The organism is Bordetella tumulicola (genome assembly GCF_054779135.1).
Map to the genome: position 1 here is coordinate 322242 of NZ_BAAGYU010000003.1, position 20537 is coordinate 342778.

At 61.1% G+C, this 20537-nt stretch carries 19 protein-coding genes; 9 read left to right on the forward strand and 10 right to left on the reverse strand.

All coding sequences use genetic code 11. The features are described 5' to 3' along the window. Nucleotides 1–83: 83 nt before the first annotated feature. The 3 genes from ACYVDM_RS01505 to ACYVDM_RS01515 form a co-directional block, all read right to left on the reverse strand. Nucleotides 84–647, reverse strand: a complete 564-nt coding sequence (locus tag ACYVDM_RS01505; RefSeq protein ID WP_415792499.1) for a biotin transporter BioY — start codon at nt 645–647, stop codon at nt 84–86. 68 nt (nt 648–715) lie between these two features. Further along, a complete protein-coding gene (locus tag ACYVDM_RS01510; RefSeq protein WP_415792498.1) occupies nt 716–1309 on the reverse strand; it encodes an energy-coupling factor transporter transmembrane component T family protein in 594 nt (197 codons plus the stop codon). Further along, nucleotides 1309–1986 (reverse strand): energy-coupling factor ABC transporter ATP-binding protein, encoded by a 678-nt coding sequence (locus ACYVDM_RS01515; RefSeq protein ID WP_415792322.1) that lies wholly within the window; start codon nt 1984–1986, stop codon nt 1309–1311. Before ACYVDM_RS01515 ends, ACYVDM_RS01510 begins: the two co-directional genes overlap by 1 nt. A gap of 65 nt (nt 1987–2051) precedes the next feature. On the opposite strand from ACYVDM_RS01515, the gene msrB reads away from it, so the two are divergent. From msrB to ACYVDM_RS01535, 4 genes are all read left to right on the forward strand, one after another. Further along, the gene (gene msrB, locus ACYVDM_RS01520; protein WP_415792321.1) at nt 2052–2450 is read left to right on the forward strand and encodes a peptide-methionine (R)-S-oxide reductase MsrB; all 399 of its coding nucleotides are present in this window, start codon (nt 2052–2054) and stop codon (nt 2448–2450) included. Then, nucleotides 2450–3034, forward strand: coding sequence for a septation protein A (locus ACYVDM_RS01525; RefSeq protein ID WP_415792320.1), 585 nt, complete (start codon nt 2450–2452; stop codon nt 3032–3034). Before msrB ends, ACYVDM_RS01525 begins: the two co-directional genes overlap by 1 nt. A gap of 113 nt (nt 3035–3147) precedes the next feature. Further along, nucleotides 3148–3426: a BolA family protein gene (locus ACYVDM_RS01530; RefSeq protein ID WP_415792319.1), complete on the forward strand. Its 279-nt coding sequence runs from the start codon at nt 3148–3150 to the stop codon at nt 3424–3426. A gap of 9 nt (nt 3427–3435) precedes the next feature. Next, nucleotides 3436–4212 (forward strand): peptidylprolyl isomerase, encoded by a 777-nt coding sequence (locus tag ACYVDM_RS01535; RefSeq protein ID WP_415792318.1) that lies wholly within the window; start codon nt 3436–3438, stop codon nt 4210–4212. Between the two features lie 199 nt (nt 4213–4411). Here the strand turns inward: ACYVDM_RS01535 and ligA are convergent, their stop codons facing one another. Genes ligA through smc form a run of 3 tightly spaced genes read right to left on the reverse strand, consistent with a single transcriptional unit; the run spans nt 4412 to nt 11154 of the window. Next, nucleotides 4412–6511: an NAD-dependent DNA ligase LigA gene (gene ligA, locus ACYVDM_RS01540; protein WP_415792317.1), complete on the reverse strand. Its 2100-nt coding sequence runs from the start codon at nt 6509–6511 to the stop codon at nt 4412–4414. Continuing rightward, the gene (locus tag ACYVDM_RS01545; RefSeq protein WP_415792316.1) at nt 6511–7578 is read right to left on the reverse strand and encodes a cell division protein ZipA C-terminal FtsZ-binding domain-containing protein; all 1068 of its coding nucleotides are present in this window, start codon (nt 7576–7578) and stop codon (nt 6511–6513) included. The genes ligA and ACYVDM_RS01545 overlap by 1 nt, the downstream gene beginning before the upstream one ends. A gap of 45 nt (nt 7579–7623) precedes the next feature. Then, nucleotides 7624–11154, reverse strand: coding sequence for a chromosome segregation protein SMC (gene smc / locus ACYVDM_RS01550; RefSeq protein ID WP_415792497.1), 3531 nt, complete (start codon nt 11152–11154; stop codon nt 7624–7626). 286 nt (nt 11155–11440) lie between these two features. On the opposite strand from smc, the gene lplT reads away from it, so the two are divergent. Next, the gene (gene lplT / locus ACYVDM_RS01555) at nt 11441–12754 is read left to right on the forward strand and encodes a lysophospholipid transporter LplT (RefSeq protein WP_415792315.1); all 1314 of its coding nucleotides are present in this window, start codon (nt 11441–11443) and stop codon (nt 12752–12754) included. Nucleotides 12755–12856: 102 nt separating this feature from the next. On the opposite strand, the gene ACYVDM_RS01560 is transcribed toward lplT, so the two are convergent. Together ACYVDM_RS01560 and tsaB are read right to left on the reverse strand one after the other, a co-directional pair. After that, the gene (locus ACYVDM_RS01560; RefSeq protein WP_415792314.1) at nt 12857–13858 is read right to left on the reverse strand and encodes a uracil-DNA glycosylase; all 1002 of its coding nucleotides are present in this window, start codon (nt 13856–13858) and stop codon (nt 12857–12859) included. After that, on the reverse strand, nt 13831–15147 hold the full coding sequence (gene tsaB / locus ACYVDM_RS01565) for a tRNA (adenosine(37)-N6)-threonylcarbamoyltransferase complex dimerization subunit type 1 TsaB (RefSeq protein ID WP_415792313.1): 1317 nt from the start codon (nt 15145–15147) through the stop codon (nt 13831–13833). Before tsaB ends, ACYVDM_RS01560 begins: the two co-directional genes overlap by 28 nt. 153 nt (nt 15148–15300) lie before the next feature. Here tsaB and risA point away from each other — a divergent pair, with 153 nt between their 5' ends. From risA to ACYVDM_RS01585, 4 genes are all read left to right on the forward strand, one after another. Continuing rightward, complete coding sequence (gene risA / locus ACYVDM_RS01570; RefSeq protein ID WP_415792312.1) at nt 15301–16035, forward strand: response regulator transcription factor RisA; 735 nt, start codon at nt 15301–15303, stop codon at nt 16033–16035. 34 nt (nt 16036–16069) lie between these two features. Continuing rightward, nucleotides 16070–17464 carry a two-component system sensor histidine kinase family protein gene (risS, locus tag ACYVDM_RS01575; RefSeq protein ID WP_460475296.1) on the forward strand — a complete coding sequence of 465 codons (1395 nt, stop codon included), beginning with the start codon at nt 16070–16072 and terminating at the stop codon, nt 17462–17464. A 68-nt stretch (nt 17465–17532) separates the two neighbouring features. Beyond that, nucleotides 17533–18081, forward strand: a complete 549-nt coding sequence (locus ACYVDM_RS01580) for a peroxiredoxin (protein WP_415792310.1) — start codon at nt 17533–17535, stop codon at nt 18079–18081. 54 nt (nt 18082–18135) lie between these two features. Then, nucleotides 18136–18654 carry a carboxymuconolactone decarboxylase family protein gene (locus ACYVDM_RS01585; protein WP_415792309.1) on the forward strand — a complete coding sequence of 173 codons (519 nt, stop codon included), beginning with the start codon at nt 18136–18138 and terminating at the stop codon, nt 18652–18654. Between the two features lie 621 nt (nt 18655–19275). Here ACYVDM_RS01585 and ispF read toward each other — a convergent pair. Both ispF and ACYVDM_RS01595 read right to left on the reverse strand, forming a co-directional pair. Then, nucleotides 19276–19761, reverse strand: a complete 486-nt coding sequence (gene ispF / locus ACYVDM_RS01590; RefSeq protein ID WP_415793137.1) for a 2-C-methyl-D-erythritol 2,4-cyclodiphosphate synthase — start codon at nt 19759–19761, stop codon at nt 19276–19278. 16 nt (nt 19762–19777) lie between these two features. After that, nucleotides 19778–20533, reverse strand: coding sequence for an IspD/TarI family cytidylyltransferase (locus ACYVDM_RS01595; RefSeq protein WP_415793136.1), 756 nt, complete (start codon nt 20531–20533; stop codon nt 19778–19780). Nucleotides 20534–20537: the final 4 nt, after the last annotated feature.

Sequence of the window (20537 nt, forward strand, 5' to 3'; positions counted from 1 at the left end):
AAATAGGGATTTATCTTGATAAGTGTATCAAATACATCTCAAATCGACCCCCGTGACTTCCCTAGTTTGCGCAAGCGGCGCCATTAAGGGGATTCCCGGAGCATCGGCCACACCCGCTCCACGCGCCAGGCCACCCAAGCGGCAATCGCGGCCTTGATCAAGTCGCCCGGCACAAAAGCCGTCATCGCCAATGCAGCCTTGCCCCACCCCATTTGGGTGACGACAGCCAACCAGGGAATGCCGATCGCGTACACCACCACAATCCCCCCGGTGATGCAAGCCAGCCAATACATCAGTGCGGCCATGGCGCCACCGCTAGATGAAAGGACCAAACGGCGAGCCAACCAACCCGTCACGACGGCGCCAAGCGCCATGCCTACCAAGAAACCGCCCGTCGGCCCAAAAAACACCCCAAGCCCTCCTCGCCCGCCAGGCAAGACGGGCAAGCCAATCGCCGCCAGCAGCAGATACAACAGGCACGCCAGCCCGCCCCGCACGGGGCCCAGCATCGCCCCCGTCAGCATGACCCCCAGCGTCTGCAGCGTGATAGGCACAGGAACCACGGGCATCGGGATCGGGGGCATCAAGCTCAGCACCACGATCAGCGCGGCAAACAGTGCAATCAGCACAGTGTCTTGGGTTTTCATCATTTGCTCCGGGACGAAGTGTCAGAAATCATGAAGGACATGCATGCCACGCCGTATGTGGTGATGGATTAGCTGCGCGCGTCGATAGCCTGTGCCACCTGCTGCGCCCGTTTCAGCGTGCGCACGACCAGCGGCACGATCAGCGCCAACGGATGCCGGGCAAGGCCACGCGCAGCCTGTGCCTCGCGGATTTCCTGATAGTGGCGCCAGATTTCGGGCACGAAACGCAATGTCAGCGCCATTGCCAGCGAGATCTTGCCGGCATTCACCCACCCTAGGCGTTCCAGGGGCAACAAGGCGCGCTCGCAGGCCGCTATCAGGTCCGACGTTCGGGTCGATAGCGTGACGGCCAAGGCCAGGCCCACCAGCGCCGCAATGCGCAACAAGACGGCTGCCGCCTGCTGCCAGCTCTGGAAAACCACGGCAAAGACGCCGATCAACACCAATATCCAGACCAGACCGCGAACCTGGCGCCACAAGGCCGCGGCGCTGACACCTGTCGACCTGATCAGCACGCCCGATACGACCGCCGCCGTACCCAGTAGCCACACATTGTGCATGGCAAACAGCGCAATGCCGGCGATCACCAGTGCGGCCAATTTGGGCGCGGCCGGCAGCCGGTGCAACAGGCTATTGCCCGGTAAATATAAGGGTTCGATCATCATGCGCAGTGCTCTCGGTACCAGCGCAATGCAGCGCCGGGCGTATCGTCGACGGCAATGCGGCCATCGACCACGACCAGGACACGATCGAAGTCTTGCAATAACTCCAGGTCGTGACTGACGACGATCGCCTGCTGCGTCAATCCGGCGATTGCCCGACTGACGCGATTGCGATTACGCAAATCCAGTTGCGTCGTGGGCTCGTCAAAGACCACCAGTGCCGGCTGCATCACCAATACCGAGGCCAGCGCGACCAACTGGCATTCGCCGCCCGAGAGCATATGGCTGGCTCGGTCCGCCAAATGCCCGACACCCAGACTGTCCAGGCTGGCCTGTATGCGGCGGGCGCTTTCGTCGGCCGGCAGGCGCTGTGCCTTCAGGCCAAAAGCCATGTCCTCCCGCACGATGGGATACACGATCTGGTTTTCGGGGTTCTGGAAGACGAATCCCACCTGTCGGCGTATCGCCTTGAGATCGCGACGGGTATCCAGCCCGTCGAGCGTCACCCGTCCCGCCGTGGGCAACACCAAACCATTGAGCAGTTTGGCAAACGTGCTTTTGCCCGCGCCATTGGGGCCAACCACGCCCACACGGCGCTGATCAATAGCCACACTCACGCCCCGCAGGGCTTGGGAATGCGGCGTGGCAACAACGGTCTGATCAAACTCGATTAACATGGGGCGAAATTATGCCCGAAGCCGTTGATCGAACCTATTCCTATACGCGGACTCAAAGAGTAGATATGGACAAAGTCAACAAAACTGACGCCGAATGGCGTGCGCAACTCACCCCCGAAGAATACGCGGTGGCCCGTCAAAAAGGGACCGAGCGTGCCTTTACGGGGCGTTACTGGAATACCACTACGCTGGGGATCTACCGCTGTGTCGGCTGTGGTACCCCGCTATTCGCGTCGGACACCAAGTTCGATGCGGGTTGTGGCTGGCCGAGCTATTTCGAGCCGATCGACCCCGCTCGTGTGCGCGAAGAGCGCGACACGGCCCACGGTATGGTCCGGACCGAAGTACTGTGCAATATCTGCGATTCCCACCTGGGCCACGTATTTCCGGATGGCCCCGAGCCCACCGGGCTGCGCTATTGCATTAATTCGGTATCGCTCAAATTCGAACCCATCGAAGACTGATGAAGAAATTTCTGTTTGACCTGTTCCCGCTGATTCTTTTCTTTGTCGCGTATCGCTACGCCGATATCTATACGGCGACGGCGGTGGCCATTGCGGCCTCGGTTGCCCAACTGATTTGGTTACGAGCCACAGGCAAGCGTATCGAAATGACACACTGGGTCAACATCTCGGTGATTGTCATTTTTGGTGGTGCGACCTTGTGGCTACACAGCGATGTCTTTATCAAGTGGAAACCCACCGTCTTGTACTGGCTATTTGGTGCGGCGTTATTGGGCGGAAAATTATTTGGCCGCAATATCATGCGGCGCTTGCTGGGCAGTCAAATTGAACTTTCCGACGCCGCCTGGGACAAACTGAACCTGAGCTGGGGTTTGTTCTTTTTAGCGGCAGGCGCCATCAATTTGTACGTGGCGTTTTCCGGCCATTTCACCGAGTCCCAGTGGGTGAATTTCAAGGTCTTCGGATTGATGGGGCTGTTGCTGGTTTTCGTGATTGGCCAGTCGCTGTGGCTGAGCAAACATATGCAGCATCCCACTCAGCCAGAGGCTGGCGAGACACCCCCGCGCGAAATCGGCAAGGACTGATTTCCCGCCCGGCATGCCGGGCGTTTTACGGCTGACTCGCCTGTTTGGGTTTGACCTGCTTAGGTTCGGCCCCTCATGTTTGGCCATTTTTCCCGTGCTTGATTGCTCTACTGATGACTGACACCACTGACCGCATTGCACTGATACGTACCCGCCTGGCGCCGCTGGCACCCACGGCGCTGGACATCCGCGACGACTCACATCTACATGCGGGACATGCAGGTGCCGAGGGCGGCGCGGGGCACTACCATGTGCGTATCGTTTCCGTACGCTTTGCCGGCTTGTCGCCGGTGGCGCGACACCGCCTGGTGTATGATCTTTTGCAAGATTTGATCCCTTTTCCCATCCATGCGCTTGCGCTTGATGCCCAAGCTCCTCTGACAAATCCCTAAAGGAAACCCATGAAACGCATCGTGATGCTGGCCGCCGCTTGTGCGGTCGCCATTCCCGCCTTTGCGCAGAACGTCGCTACCGTTAATGGCAAGGCAATCTCTCAGCAAAGTCTGGATCAATTCGTCAAACTGCTGGTCAGCCAGGGCGCGACGGATTCGCCCCAATTGCGCGAACAGGTCAAGCAGGAAATGATCAATCGCCAGATCTTCGTCCAGGCCGCCGAAAAAGCCGGCATCGCCAAACAGGCCGATACCGAGACCGAGATCGCGCTGGCCCGCGAAGGCATTCTGGTACGCGCCCTGATGGCCGACTACCTGCAAAAGCACCCCGTCACCGACAAGCAAATCCAGGCTGAATACGACAAGGCCAAGAAGCAACAGGCCGGCCAAGAGGAATTCAAGGTTCGCCACATCCTGGTCGAAGACGAAAAGACCGCCAACGATCTGCTCGCCCAGATCAAGGCCGACAAAAGCAAGTTCGCCGATCTGGCCAAGAAAAACTCCAAGGATCCCGGCAGTGGCGCCAAGGGCGGCGATCTGGGTTGGGCTGCCCCCACCAACTACGTCAAACCGTTTGCCGACACCGTCAGCAGCCTAAAGAAGGGGCAATTAGCCGACAAACCCGTACAGACGCAGTTCGGCTGGCACATCATCGAGGTCGAAGACACCCGTCCGGTGGAGTTCCCGCCGCTGGATCAAGTTCGCCCGCAACTCGAAGAAATGCTGCGTCAACAGACGTTGGGCGAGTACCAGAAAGAACTGCGCGAAAAAGCCACGATCAAGTAAAGCGGCGATATGCCTGGCTGCGGCCAGGCTTGAACCTGCACCCCAAAGGTTGGATATTTGTCCGATTTTTGGGGTGTTTTGTTTGATGGTTGAGGCGAGGCGTGATTGATTGCATTCAATCAAAAGCCAAGCCGATATCTCGCTCAGAAGACTTGCGCAAAACGATAGAATTTCAAAAAACAACGATGATTCAGAAAGCTCAAACGCCCAGCAAGGCTTTCAGGGCATCCTCGTCCAACACCGTCACACCTAATTCCTGCGCTTTGGTGAGTTTGCTGCCGGCGTCTTCGCCCGCCACCACGTAAGCGGTTTTCTTGGAGACAGAGCCGCTGACCTTGCCGCCTGCGGCCAGGATGTGACGGGTGGCTTCGTCGCGTGTCCAGTTGGGCATCGTGCCGGTCAAGACGAATGTCTTGCCCGCTAGAGCGTTGCCCTGCGGTCCTGCTTCGGCAACAGGGTGTACGCCCTGCTTTGTGAGCAGATCGATGATTTCGCGGTTGTGCGCCTCGGCAAAGAATCGGCGGATAGAGGCAGCCACAACGGGCCCCACATCGGGTGCGCCGACTAGGGCCTCCTCGTCAGCATCCATGATGCTCTCGATGCTGCCAAAGTGACGCGCCACATCGCGCGCGGTCGTCTCGCCTACGTGACGGATGCCCAGGGCAAACAGCAAACGCCCCAGCGAAGGCGTACGCGCCTTGTCAATGGCCTGCACCAGATTCTCGGCAGACTTCTTGCCCATACGATCCAGGGCGGCCAACTCAAAAGCGGTCAGGCTATAGAGATCGGCCAACGATTTCACGCGCCCACTGTCGACCAATTGATCGACCAGTTTTTCACCCAGACCATCGATATCCAGTGCCTTGCGGCCGGCCGCATGCCAGAGCGTTTGTTTGCGTTGGGCGGCACAAAACAGGCCCCCGGTACAACGGGCGATCGCCTCGTCTTCCGTACGCTCGATCGCCGAATCGCAGATGGGGCATCGGGTCGGCATGACGAACTCACGTGCGTCCTCGGGCCGTTGACTGAGCACCGGCGCTACGACTTCCGGAATCACGTCGCCAGCGCGCCGTACGATCACGGTGTCACCTATGCGTACGTCTTTGCGACGGATCTCGTCTTCGTTGTGCAGGGTCGCGTTGGTCACGGTAACGCCCCCGACGAACACCGGCTGCAACCGAGCCACCGGCGTGATCGCACCCGTACGGCCTACCTGGACCTCGATATCCAGCAACCGCGTGGAGGCTTCTTCGGCGGGGAATTTGTGCGCCACGGCAAAGCGCGGTGCACGCGCGACGAAACCTAGTACCTTTTGGGCCGGCAGGGAGTCGACCTTGTAGACGACCCCATCGATGTCGTACGCCAGACCGGGCCGTTCGCGGCCGACCTGCTCGTAGAACGCCAGCAAGCCTTCGGCCCCGGTGACGCGGTGATTGTGTTGCGTATTGACGGGCAAGCCCAATGTCGCCAACCAGCTCAGCATGGCGCCATGCGTGTCGTATGGCAGCGTCGATTCCCGACGGGCGTTACCCGTGGATTCTTCGAACCGCTCTGCCTGCGTTTCGGGCAAACCCTGGACTTCGCCCCAGCTATAGGCAAAAAACCGCAAGGGGCGTTGCGCCGTAATGCGCGGATCCAATTGACGCAAGCTACCGGCCGCGGCATTGCGTGGATTGACAAATACCTTGTCGTCCCGCGCTGCCTGGCTACGATTCAGGCGCTCGAACTCCGCGCGATTCATCAGGACCTCGCCACGCACTTCCAGCACACGCGGCGCGGCGCCCTTCAGGCGCAGAGGGATCGTGCGTATCGTACGAATATTGGCGGTGACGTCTTCGCCCGTCTGACCGTCACCCCGGGTGGCGGCCTGTACCAGCACTCCGTTCTCGTATCGCACGCTGATGGCCAAGCCATCGAGCTTCAATTCACAAAAATAGGCGGGTGATTCGTCTGGCCGCAACAACCCCGCGCCGCGCAGCGTATCGGATACGCGGCGGTCAAACGCGTGCACGTCATCCGACTCGAAGGCGTTACCCAGCGACAGCATCGGCACGGCGTGCCGTACGCTGCCAAACGCCGCGACGGGCGCCGCCCCCACGCGCTGCGTGGGCGACTCGGGTGTCACTAATTCGGGGTGATCTGTTTCGAGCTGGACGAGCTCGCGCATCAGCGCGTCGTAGTCCGCATCGGAAATGGCGGGCGCATCGTGCACGTAGTAGCGCACGTTATGCTGTTCAATCTCGTGACGCAGCTCGCTCGCCCGCTGCGCCGCTTGTGTGGCGCTGGCGTGCTCAGCCATCAAGCAAACACCCGTTGTGCGCGCACGCTGCCTGCAGGCAGTCCAGCCTGATCCAGCTTGCTGAACAACGTTTGCAGTTGCTCGTCAATGCCCGTTTCCATGCCGTCGACGACGGGTCTGCCTTGATCGTCCACCAACTCGGCTTGCAACCGCGCGGCCAGATCCCGGCCCACATCGACCATACGCCCAAACGCGCGCGAATCGGCCGGGCTGCACGGCACATCAAGCAGCAGCACAAGACGACTGACGGCAGCCATGCCATCGTCAAAACCTGCCCCATCGCCACGCGACAACGTAAAGCGTGTCGCGCCAGTATCAGTCAGCCAGAGCAAACGCGTATTGTCCACGGCGAAACCCAACTCTCGTGCCACGCTGATTACGTCGATCGTGGATCGCGGCTCGCGCAGCAACAACGTCAGTCCAACCTGGGCATCCAGTGCCGCACAGAGTTCGTCCAGCTTGACGGCGCGCTCGAGCACGACTTGCTGATCCGGCCCTTCGATCGTAGCCTCGAAACGGTCCGCCAATTCTTGGGCACGCGCCCAGAGCTGCGACCACTCGATCGCCGTCAAAGGCCCGCTGCGATTGGCCAGGAGTGCCGCCAGTTGCAACGACGCGTACGACTCTTCGGGATGAATACGGGCACGATGACGACCCGCCTCGGTGGTGGCAAACACACGCACGGGTTTGGTCCCCACCTGATGCACGCCCTGTATGGCCGGCAGCAACTCGGCGCCAAGCATCGGCTCGCCGAGGTGAATCTCAATCACCACTTCGCAACCGGGATCGGGCTCTTCGGTGTCGTCCACGTCATTCGCAGGTGCAGCGGCGGCGGCAGTCGCGGCTGCCGCGACATGCTCCGGACCCATACCGGGTTCCCGACGTTTGGCGTCTGCGCTCGAACGTACCGCCCCCTCACCGTCACTCAGTAAGGGATCCTGTTCCGAGGTGGGGAACCGTGCCTGCATACGACTGCGCGCACGACGGTCTTGCCACCAGTTGAAACCCAATACCAGTAGTATCAGAAGTACACCCAGGACAATCAGACCGATCTGCAAATTACTCATGTGTCAATCCTGCGCCAGCAAGCAGCGCCATTCCGTTATTAGTGGTTATGCGGCTTCGGAGGCCATTTGCACGGCCGAGTCAATATCAACAGCAACGATACGCGAAACCCCTTGCTCTTGCATGGTAACGCCCACCAGTTGCTTTGCCATCTGCATGGCAATCTTGTTGTGCGAGATAAACAAGAACTGCGTCTGCTCGCTCATGCTTCTGACAAGATTGGCATAGCGCTCGGTGTTAGCGTCATCCAGCGGGGCATCCACCTCGTCCAGCAGGCAGAATGGGGCGGGGTTGAGCTTGAACAGGGCAAATACCAATGCCGTCGCGGTCAGGGCTTTTTCCCCACCCGACAGCAAATGAATCGTACTGTTGCGCTTGCCCGGGGGCTGCGCCATGACCTGCACGCCGGCGTCCAGGATTTCGTCGCCCGTCATGGAGAGCTTGGCCTCGCCACCCCCGAATAACCGAGGGAACAGTTCACCAAAATGGCCATTGACGGTATCGAACGTGGCCTGCAGCAACTCGCGTGTTTCGCGATCGATCTTGCGGATAGCGTCTTCGAGGGTATCGATGGCCGTCAGCAAGTCTTGTTGCTGAGCAGCCAGAAACTCCTTGCGCTCGCGAGACGCATTCAACTCGTCCAGGGCGGCCAGGTTGACGGAGCCCAGGCTCTCGATCTGACGCGAAATGCGACCGACCTCGGACTGCAGCCAGTTGGCCCGGCGCCATTCTTCCGGCTGATTGGACAATTCTCGGGCCAAGGTTTCGCGATCGACCTCGCGGGCATTGAGCTGCTCGGTGAATTGTTCTTCGGCCAGGCGAGCGGCCTGCTCCTGTAATTGCAATTCAGTGATACGCGCACGCAACGGCTCGAGCGTACGCTCTTGTTGCATCCGGTCTTCGTCAGCCCCGCGCAGCAAGGCCGCCAAATTATCGAGCTCCTGGCGTGCGAGCGTCAGGGATTCCTCGCGCTCGGCCCGGGCTTCGAGCGCGTCCTGCAGGCCGGTTTGCGAAGCGGTCTCGTCAAACTCGGCCAGCTCGGCCTGCAATTGCTCGAGCTCGATGGCTCCGCGCTGGCTTTGATCAATGGCCAATTGTCGATTGCGCTGCAGATCCGCGATGCGCGACTGCACGCCGCGCTCGGCGAACTCGGCCTCCTGAGCGGCACGTTCGAGCTCACGCAGTCGGGCGCGCGCCGCCTCGGCTTGTGCCGCCAGGTCTTCACCGGCGATCTCGGCATCGGAAAAACGCGATTGATGGTCGGCCAGTTCCTCGTCCAGTGTCTCGAATCGGGCTTCGGCCTCTTCGCGAGTCGCGCGCAGGTCTTCTTCATGCGCCGAGATTTCTGCGAGATCCTGACGCAGGCGTTCGGCACGCTCACCGGACTGCTGGGCCTGTTGCTGCAAGCGTGAATGCTCAAGCTGGATGTCATGCACCCGACGCGTGACTTCGGCCACACGCTGACGTGCCGGCGCGATCGCTTGCGAAACCTGTTGCCAGATGCTTTCCGCACGCGCCACGGCAGCACGCGCCTGATCGGAGATCAACTGGTGCGCCTTGATTTCGCGCTGCAGGTTCTCGATTTCGTGTTGGCGTGCCAACATGCCGGCCTGCTCGGAGTCTGGCGCATAAAACCGCACACTATGGGCATCGACCAAATGGCCCGCCGGCACCACACATACCGCGCCGGGCGGCAAAGTGGCGCGCAGGGCCAGGGCCTGGCCGATATCGTCGGCGATATACACGCTGCCCAGCCACGCGTTAAGCATGGTGCGCAGATCGGGATCCGTCACGCGCAATAGACTCGACAGCGGCGTCAGGCCCGATGGCGCGGCCGGCGCGGGGGCCGCGACCGGCACCTGGTAAAACGCGAGGCGTGCGGGTGGTGCGTCCTCGGCAAAGGCACGCGACCAGTCCAGGTTGCGCACCTCCATTGCCGTCATGCGCTCGCGCAACACGGCTTCGAGGGCGTTTTCCCAGCCCGGCTCGATATTCAGTTTTTGCCACAAGCGCGCCAGACCGGTCAGCTCGTGCTTGGTCAGCCAAGGCTCGAGCGTCCCCTGCTTCTGGACGTCTTCCTGGAGTTTGGCCAATGCGGCCAAACGAGCCTCGAGTCGTGACAGGCTTTGCGCGTCTTGCTGGGCGGCGTTCTGGGCGCGGCTACGCTCGGCGTCCGCCTCAGGTACCTGACCCTCCAGCGTCGCCAACGCTTCCTGGGCCTCGTCGAGTTGGTCCTCGCCCATGGCACGGTCGCCGGCCAGTTGCTCCAGCCGGACAGGATCCGGCGCCTGCAGTTCGCGTAATTCCTGCTGCAAGCGCTCTCGGCGCTGCTCCAGGTTTTGCAACTGGCGGTCGGCATCGCGCTGGGTTTGCGCCGCCAGCGCCAGGTGTTGCTCGACGCGTGCCAACCCGCTGCGCATCTCGTCGCGCGAGGCGGCGGCATCCCGTACCCGGGACTCGGTATCGGGCAGGCTGGCCTGGGCCTCCTCGGCTAGCGCGCGGGCCTCTTCGGTGCGGGCCGCGCCGGTCGCCAGGTCGTCTTCGGCCTGTGCGATCTGCTCGATACAGTGCGCTTGTTGGGACTCCCATTCGGCAATCTGTTGCTGCAATTGATCCCGGCGTGCTTGCAGACGGTTGCGCGAATCCACGACGTGACGAATTTCGGCCTCGAGGCGGCTGACTTGCGCGTTCGCCTCGTATAGATGCCCCTGTGCCGTGTGCACGGCGTCACTGGCCGCGTAATGGGCCTGGCGACGTGATTCCAGCTCGAGTTCGCCCGCGCGCAGCCCTGCGATGGCCGCCTCCAGGTTCGTCTGGGCCTGGGCCATCTCCTGGTTTTTGCGCTGGCGCTCATCGCGCGCACCGGTTTCTTTCAATAGCCACAGGGCGAACTGCTTCTTTTCGCCATCGGCCTGCAATCCACGGTATTGCCGAGCTACCTCGGCCTGAGCCTCGAGTTTTTCCACCTGCGAGCCCAGCTCGCGCAGGATATCTTCGACCCGTGTCAGGTTTTCGCGGGTATCGGACAAACGGTTTTCGGTTTCGCGGCGCCGCTCTTTGTAGCGCGAGACGCCCGCAGCCTCTTCGAGGAAAACGCGAAGCTCTTCGGGGCGCGCCTCGATCAGGCGGTTGATCATGCCCTGCCCGATGATGGCGTAGCCACGCGCACCCAGGCCGGTGCCCAGGAAAATGTCGTGAATGTCGCGACGCCGAACCTGCTGATTGTTGACGTAATAGCTGCTGGTACCGTCGCGCGTCAACACGCGACGCACCGCGATCTCGGAATACGCGCTCCATTGGCCAGCGGCACGCCCTTCACTATTGTCGAATACCATTTCGACCGATGCGCGCCCGGCGGGTTTGCGATGGCCCGATCCGTTGAAAATCACGTCCTGCATGGACTCGCCACGCAACTCGGAGGCCTTGGCCTCGCCCAGCACCCAGCGCACGGCATCGATAATATTGGATTTACCGCAGCCATTGGGACCCACCACGCCGACCAACTGACTGGGGACGGGGATCACGGTAGGATCGACGAATGATTTGAATCCGGCGAGTTTTAGTTGTGTAAGGCGCACTGTACGATGACGGACGGGTGGGGTTAAACGAAACGCGTTGAACAGACCTGCCGTACCCATGACAAACCCGGAATGGAAAACCGGGAATGCCAGACTGGCCCGCAGGGCCAAAAATGGCGAATCAGATGTGGTTCGTATGATACCCCAGCCCGTCGATGCGCTTAGTCAGGAATCGACAATAACGCCCGGCCTCACGCGCCAGACGCTATACTCGCTGACACTTTTTTCCATACGATACAGATTTTTCACCGCTGCCAGCAGACCGGCAGCCACCGGGGATTGTCTTTTGAAACGTGGGTTTTATCTGGTCATGGCTGCTCAGGCCTTCTCGTCTCTGGCGGACAATGCGCTGTTCATTGCAGCGATCGCCTTGATACTGGAATTGCATGGCCCTGACTGGATGGCGCCGCTGATGAAGTGGTCATTCGCACTGTCCTACGTGGTGCTGGCCGCTTTCGTTGGCGCACTGGCCGACTCCTTCCCCAAAGGGCGGGTGATGTTCGCCACCAACGCCCTCAAGATCTGCGGCTGCCTGATGATGTTCCTGTATGCCAATCTAGGGGTTTCCGAGCAATACCAGACCTATTTGGTCTGCTTGGCGTATGGGCTGGTCGGCGTGGGCGCCGCGGCGTACTCCCCGGCCAAATACGGCATCGTCACCGAAATGCTGCCGCCCGAAATGCTGGTCAAGGGCAATAGCTGGATCGAGGGCCTGACGGTGTTCTCCATCATCCTGGGTACCGTCCTGGGCGGCGTCCTGATTTCTCCTGCTGCTTCGCTCGTGTTGCTGGATCACCAATTTATCGGCAAATGGGTGCACACGCCGGCAGAGGCGGCCATTTTGGTCATTGCCTTTGTGTATCTGCTGGCGTCGCTGTGCAACCTGCTGATTCCGCACACACACGTGCGCTACCCGCCGCAACAAAAAAACCCCATCAAACTGACCAGGGCCTTTGCCAGCTATGTGCGAGTCCTGTGGAATGACAAGCTGGGTCAAATCTCGCTCGCCGTCACCACGCTCTTCTGGGGCGCCGGCGCCGTCTTGCAATTGATCGTCATCGAATGGGGCAGACGCCACCTGGGATACCGCCTGGATGAGGCCTCGATGTTGATGGGCGTGGCGGCAGTCGGCACGGTTGTGGGCTCTATTCTGGCCGGGCGCATCCCGCTGCGCAAAGCCTTGTGCGTGCTGCCAGTGGGCGCCTTGATGGGCCTGGTGGTGCTGTTGATGCCACTGGTCAAAGCGACCTGGGCCGTCTACGCTCTCCTGTTGCTGACAGGCGGGCTTGCCGGATTCTTTGTCGTGCCCATGAACGCCCTCTTGCAGCACCGCGGCCATGTCCTGCTATCGGCCGGGCACTCCATTGCCGTTCAGAACTTCAATGAACAGCTCAATATTCTGCTGATGGTGGCCATGTACACCCTGATGCTGTGGCTGCAAATCCCGATCAACACGGTGATCGTGCTGTTTGGCCTGCTGGTCGCCATCCTGATGGTGCTGTTCATGCGCTGGAGTCGCCGCAACATGTCTGCCAATCCCGCCCTGCAAGAGCAAATTGGCCAGGAAGGTCACGGCCGGGCGCTCGACACCCCGCATTGAACCGCAAAACGCGCTATGCGCCACGACGCCCCTGCATGGGGAGTCAACCCGCATGAACACACGCCAAATACCGGACAGAGCCGACACACCTTGTGCCGGGCGTCAGCCCGAGGTCGCGGCGAGCCTGAGGTCTTGCCAGGCCCGTGCCTTTTCGGTGGGGCTGCGCAGCAAATACGCGGGGTGATAGCTGACAATCACCGGAATACTGCGCCCGTCATCCGTCGTCAGTGCGTGCTGACGCCCGCGCAGATTGCCAATCGTGGCATCCGTTCCCAGCAGGGTCTGGGCCGCGAAACGACCCAGCACCAAAATACGTTCGGGCTGAATCAGCTCAATCTGCCGCTTCAGGTAGGGGCTGCAGGCCGCGATTTCCTCGGGCTTGGGGTTGCGATTGCCCGGCGGACGGCATTTGATGACGTTGGCGATAAAGACGTCTTTTTCACGACTCATCCCCACCGCGCTCAACATGGCGTCCAGCAACTGGCCGGACCGCCCGACAAAGGGTAGGCCCTGGCGGTCTTCTTGTTCGCCCGGCGCCTCACCTACGACCATCCAGCGAGCGGGCCGCGCACCCATGCCAAACACCGCGTGACGACGCCCCTGGCACAAGCCACAAGAGGTGCATTGCTGAACCTGGTCGCGCAGCGCGTCAAAATCGGTCGCGGGAATCACCGGCTCGGTGACCGAACGAGACTCTGCCGCAGGTTGAGGCTGCTTAATGGAAGGCGAGGATCGAGGCGGCCGGGGCGCCGCGACAGGGGCCGCAGGGACCACAGAAACGTTGAGCGGCCCCTTGGCCACCGCGCGCTCGCCTTTTGTAGCATCGGCGGCCCGCACCGCACTGAGCGCCGCGGCTGGGCCATCCGCCGTTCTGGCGGCCCCGCCTACTCCGACCGAATCGTCGCCTGCCGGGGCGTTCGCCCCCCTGGCCTGCGTCGACTCGTCATGGAACGATTCCGCCTGGGTCGACGCCTGCGGCACCACTACCGGCTCGGCAACCTGCAGCCAGGTCTTTTCAATGCCGATTTCGCGCAGCCAGAGCTTCTGCAACGCATTGATGCGGGGCGCCACCATCGTCACGACGGTTCCTCTTCGTCCACCCATATTTTCTGCATCACCAAAGCATCCTCGCGTTGCCCCTGACCGGTCGGATAATAGCCCCGACGCACGCCGATACGCTGAAATCCGCGCTTTTCATAAAAACCCACAGCCGGCTGATTCGAGGGCCGAACCTCAAGCATCACTGCCGGCAAATCCTGGGCGCGTGCGAGCTTCACGCACCAGTCCAGCAGCATACTGCCCATACCCTGGCGATGGTGCGCGCGAGACACCCCTATCACCAGCAAATGCGCCACATCCGGGGCCAGCATGACCAAGCAAAATCCGACGACCTTGCCCGCCTGGCGCAAAACGCAGGCCTCGTAGCCCGACGCCAGCGCATCGGCAAAATTGCCCCGCGTCCACGGAAACGCCTGCAGATTCGCCTCGAGGTCAGCCACCTCGTCCAGATCGGCTTGCGCCATCGGCTCGAGCACAGGAGCAGACCAGGTCGGCGCGGCCTTGGGATTGCCCCCTAACCCGCGATCACGCTCGGCCGTCGTAAATGCCACCTTGTCGCGCACGTAGAGCGGCGCGGCCAGCTCCGGCGCGGCGCCTTCGCCACGCAGCCAGGCTTGCCGGGCCAAATAGGCCACGTCACGCGCCTGGGGACGCGTCGCCGCACTGCGGCGCCAGTCCGACGGCGCCGCCATCTCGGCCGCATAGACATCCCAGGCATCACCCGCCAAGACCGGCGTGGCCACTGTCAGCGAGGACGCGTCGCCGCGCACCAGCCCATCGCCAACGCCATTGGCCAGACCAATGGCCAAACCCCTCACCGGCTCGCTGGCCGACCAGATCGACAGGTGATGGGCAGCCCAAGGCACCACCTCAGCCGCCGCGATCAACATCGGGGCCTGAAGCGTCACCCAGGGATTATCCGCATCCCGGCCAAGCGCATAGGCCGCCAGATAGACCTCGTTCATTCGTGCATCCAGGGCCACCAAGACGACATCCCCGGGTTCGGCGCCCGTCTCGTGCGCCACCGCCAGGTGAGACACCACGGACACCACAGGCACCCCCAAGGCCAATCCCATGCCCTGTGCGACCCCGCAGGCGATCCGCAGCCCCGTAAAGCCGCCTGGCCCCTGGCCAAACGCCACGGCGTGCAAGTCCGTCGGCGCCAGCCCAGCCCGCGCCAGTAGCTCGCCCGCCATGGGCAGCAAGCGCTCGGCGTGCTCTTGTGCACCCTCGTGTTCGAGCACGCAAACCGTGCTGCCCGCATCGGTTTCGCGCAAAAGGGCCACCCCGCAACGCGAGGAGGACGTCTCAAGAGCCAACAGGTTCAAATCCATAGATGACGATTGTACGAAATCACAAGAACGGCCCATTAAGTCACAAGAATGTCTCTTGAACGTGTAAGGGGGATTTCAACCTTATCTCGCAATGTGTAATATCTTGTGAATGGCTACTAGCCGTTGATTCTCGTCACTGTTACATTTCGGGCCATGAACACGCAAAACACCAACCCCATCCGCAAAATCCTTGTCGTCGATGATGATCCGCGTCTGCGCGATCTGCTACGGCGGTACTTGTCGGAGCAAGGGTTCAACGTCTTTGTCGCCGAAGACGCGAAAGAAATGGGCAAGCTCTGGCAGCGCGAGCACTTTGATCTGCTCGTACTCGACCTGATGCTGCCCGGCGAAGACGGTCTGTCGATCTGCCGCCGCCTGCGTGGCGGCCACGACAACACGCCCATCATCATGCTGACGGCCAAGGCCGAGGAAATCGACCGTATCGTTGGCTTGGAAATGGGCGCCGACGACTACCTGTCCAAGCCATTCAACCCCCGTGAACTGCTGGCTCGCATCAATGCCATTTTGCGCCGCCGCGGTACCGAAGAACACCCGGGTGCTCCCAGCCAGGAAAACGAATCCATCGTCTTTGGGCCGTATGTGCTCAACCTGTCGACCCGTACGCTCACGCGCAATAATGAGCAGGTTCCCATCACCACGGGCGAATTTTCCGTCCTGAAAGTTTTCGCACGCCACCCCAAGATCCCGCTGTCGCGCGACAAACTGATGGAACTGGCCCGAGGCCGAGAATACGAAGCCTTCGATCGCAGCCTGGACGTGCAAATCTCGCGCCTGCGCAAGCTGATCGAACCCAATCCGTCCAAACCGGTCTTCATCCAGACGGTCTGGGGTCTGGGCTACGTGTTTGTTCCGGATGGCGGCAGCTGATCACGCCACAGGACCTCGACACGCACGACGTCTCGTGCCCGGTTTACGCAGGATCCTTCGCAATCTGACCTCTCGCCTCAAATTGGGGCTGTTCGGCCGCACTTTTTTGCTGCTGGCAGCCCTGATGCTGGTGAGTCTGGGCGCATGGCTGCAAGTTTTCTTCAGCATGGAGCTCGGCCCGCGCGCCAACCAAATGGCGCAGCGGGTGATCACTGCCGTCAATATCACCCGGACGGCGCTGATCTACGCTGACGGCACCGAACGCAGCAAGCTGCTGCTCGACTTGGCCACCAACGAGGGGATCCAGGTCTATCCCCGCGAAGTCACCGACTTCACCGAGGCCCTGCCCGAGGACGACTACTGGCAACGGGTCGCCCAGCACATCCGCACGCGTTTTGGTCCTGAAACCCAGATCATGTGGGGCGTCAATCAAGTACCGGGCTTCTGGGTCAGCTTTCAGATCAACCAGGACCTGTACTGGCTCGTCTTCGAGCGCGAGCAAATCGGCCTGACCGGTGGTATCGAATGGCTAGGCTGGGGCGCCACCGCCCTGCTGCTCTCGCTCGTCGGCGCGGCAGTCAGCGTGGGCTTCGTCAACCGTCCACTCTCGCGCCTGGCGCGCGCCGCACAAGTCCTCTCCCGCGGCGATACCCCCGCCCCACTCCCTGAAAACGGACCACTCGAGATCCGCGACCTGAACGCGTCCTTCAACCGCATGTCCAAAGACCTGCGTCGAGCCGAAGCGGACCGCGAACTGATGCTGGCGGGCATCTCCCATGACCTGCGTACCCCTCTGGCACGCATGCGGCTCGAAATCGAAATGAGCGGCGTATCCGAAGACGCCCGCCAAGCCATCGACGACGACCTGGGCCAAATCGATCACAGCATCGGCCAGCTCATGGAATACGCCCGCCCGGCTGGCTCCCTGCCCCAAACCGCCACCGACATTTCCGCCGTCCTCAACGAGCTCTACGAACGCGAGCGCAGCCACACCGCCTCGCTGGGAGGCAATCTCGACGCCTCGATCGAGCCCGACCTGCTCGCCCGAGTGACTGCTCTTGACCTCAGGCGCGTCGTCAGCAACCTCATCGAAAACGCCCGTCGCTATGGCCGCTCCACCGATGGCCAGGCCCACCTCAGCATGAACCTGCACACCGAGGGCAATTTCCACATTATCGAGGTCTCCGACCGTGGTCCCGGCATCGCCCCCGACGACGTCGACCGCCTGCTTCGCCCCTTCTCCCGCGGCGAAGCCGCCCGCACCGGCGTCAGTGGCGCCGGCCTGGGTCTGGCCATCGTCGAACGCCTGCTCAAACACGTCGGCGGCTCACTCAAAATGCTCGAACGCCAAGGTGGCGGCCTGACCGCAAGGATAGAGATTCCTAAAGCCCGTTTTAGAAATTATCAATTAGACACCGATAGCCAATAGCGTAAAATTTGGGTCTTAGCGCACGATATTCAGTGCCTTTTTCCACCCAACAACTTACGGGAGCATTCATGAAAACTGTTGGCGACAAGCTCGAGCCCTTTAAGGTTTCCGGCGTCAAACCCGGCTTCAATCAGCACGAAGAAAACGGCGTGTCGGCTTTTGAAGACATCACCGAAAGCTCCTTCCCCGGCAAGTGGAAGGTGATCTACTTCTACCCCAAAGACTTCACGTTCGTGTGCCCCACCGAAATCGTCGGCTTCAACAACCTGGCCAAAGACTTCGAAGACCGCGACGCCGTCCTGCTGGGTGGTTCCGTGGACAACGAATTCGTCAAGCTGGCATGGCGCCGCGAGCACCCGGACTTGAACAAGCTGGGTCACTACCAATTCGGCGACACCACCGGCGCCCTGGTTGACCAACTGGGTATCCGCGACAAAGAAGAAGGCGTCGCCCTGCGCGCAACCTTCATCGTTGATCCGGACAACACGATCCAGCACGTTTCGGTCAACAACCTGAACGTCGGCCGTAACCCTGAAGAAGTGCTGCGCTTGCTCGACGGTCTGCAAACCGACGAGCTGTGCCCTTGCAACCGTACGGTTGGCGGCGCAACGCTGTAATTTCTTAGCCCGGCCCTGCCGGGCTTTTCCTGATCCAGATTATAGGTAAAAACTATGGAATTCCTCTCAGCAATCAAGGAACAACTGCCAGACTGGGCCAAAGACATCCGCCTGAATCTGGACGGAGTTATCGCACGCTCCACCCTGGCCCCCGAAGACGCCGTCGGCGCCGCCCTGTCGGCCGCTTTTGCCGCCCGCAGCCCGGTCCTGATCGAAGCCTTCAAGAGCGGCCTGTCGGAAACCGACGCCAACGCCGCCCTCACCGCCTCGGCCCTGATGGGCATGAACAACGTCTGGTACCCCTACGTTGAAATGACCGGCGACGCGCAACTCAAGACCCTGCCCGCCCAATTGCGTATGAATGCCTACTCGACCCATGGCGGCGTGGACAAAAAACGCTTCGAACTGTTCGCATTGGCCGCATCAATCATCGGTAAATGCCATTTCTGCGTACAGTCCCACTACGAAAACCTGAAGAAAGACGGCTTCAGCGTCGAACAACTCCGCGACGTCGGCCGTATCGCTGCGGTAGTCAACGCCGCTGCCTTGTCTTTGGCGGCTCAGGGTAAGTAATACGTTTTTTGCACTCGATTTTCGGTCGGGTGCGTTAGGTTCTTAAGAGGCGCTTTCGTTTATTCGAGGGCGTCTCTTTTCTTTTGCTGCACCCTTGTTTGCGTTCCGGCTGCCTGCTTGCACGCTGCCTTGTCTTGCGTGTAGGGGGTTGTTGAGTTCTTTTGGGTGGTTTGGGGGAGCCGGGGGGTGAAAGGAAGAAGATCTTGCAGGGCTGCGATGATTGGGCGCCTACGGGCGCGCCCAATCATCGCTATCGGGATCTGCAATGGGTAGCTTGGGTACCTGTGTGCAGGGGAGGATCTGCTTGGCTAGGCTGTCCGAAAATTGCAATGACGTTAATGAATGATGAACTTGCAATGGCGTTAACCAGTGGTGATAAACAAGCCGTGTTCCCATAACGGCAAACTACTCTCACGGCCAGCCCCTAATGAGAGTCCCTGTCGCGTGGCTGTGCGTGGCGCCAGCCTTTTGAACCGCGGGCAGTCCCGCGAAGCGGGGCCGAGGCCCCTGGTTGGGCCGAGCCGCGGTGATTAGGCTGGCGCCACGCACAGCCACGCGACAGGGACGGCTTCAATAGCGACACCGTACGCCAGCAAACGCTCTCAAGCGCCACGCAAGAACCTACCCCTTGGCAAGCAAAACCACAACGGTAGCAGCGATGCCTTCTTTGCGGCCGAGATAGCCGAGGTGTTCGTTGGTTTTGGCTTTGATGTTAACGACGTCTGCAGTGATGCCAACATCGGCGGCGATGTTGGTCACCATGGCGGGCGCGTGGGGGCCGATTTTGGGGGCCTGGGCATGGATGGTGGCGTCGATGTTGACAGGAGTCCAGCCGGCCTCGCGGACTTTAGCTACGGCATCGCGAAGCAAGACACGGCTGTCGGCGCCCTTGTAGGTGGGATCGGTGTCGGGGAAATGACGTCCGATATCGCCCAAGCCGGCAGCGCCCAGCAACGCGTCGGTGATGGCGTGCAGGAGGACATCGGCGTCGGAGTGTCCCTGTAGGCCGTGGGTGTGTGGGATGGTGACACCGCCGATAATCAAGGGACGACCGGTGACCAAGGCGTGGACATCAAAACCTTGCCCGACACGGAAAGGAAAACTCATCAGATGCTCCTGGCTGTTAGAGCCATTTTTCCATTAATTCGAAATCTTCGGGCCAGGTTACTTTGAAATTGAGTAAAGAACCGGACACCAACAAGGGCTTGTGACCTGCAGCCTCGACCGCTGACGCTTCGTCAGTGACGGCTACGCCGCTGGACTGTGCACTGGCAAGCGCAGCGCGTAGCAGGCCCGCACGGAACATCTGGGGCGTCTGGGCCAGCCACAGGCCATCGCGATCCAGTGTGGCACGTACACGAGGCCTCTCTGAGGATTCGGCGGGCACCACCGTGTCACCGGCGGCATCGGACGCATCTGGCTCCCTGTCTGCTCGTTCAGACTTGACCGTATCGGCGACCCGCAAGGCCAGCAGGCCGCCCACCGCGTCGGTCAGGCAGACATCAATCAGACGAGCCAACGCGTCGGCAGGCAAGCCGGGACGGGCCGCATCGTGGACGAGTATCCAGTCATCGTCCGATGCGCCGCTATCGGCCAATGCGGCGGCGACTGTGTCGGCGCGGGTGGGGCCACCACAGGGGCGGCATTGCACGCGTGGCAGGCCTGTCAGGGCCACTGCGGCCCACGTATCGTCGGCCGACACCGCAACGCGCACCTGGGCAATGCGAGGATCGGCCAGCAACGCCAGCACCGCGTGACGAAGCATAGGTTGCCCCGCCAATTGGCGATATTGCTTAGGCAAGGGACACGCTTCGCCCGCTCGGGAAGCGCGTTGGCCGACACCGGCGGCAGGTACGATTGCAATTAGGGAATCAGTCATGGCC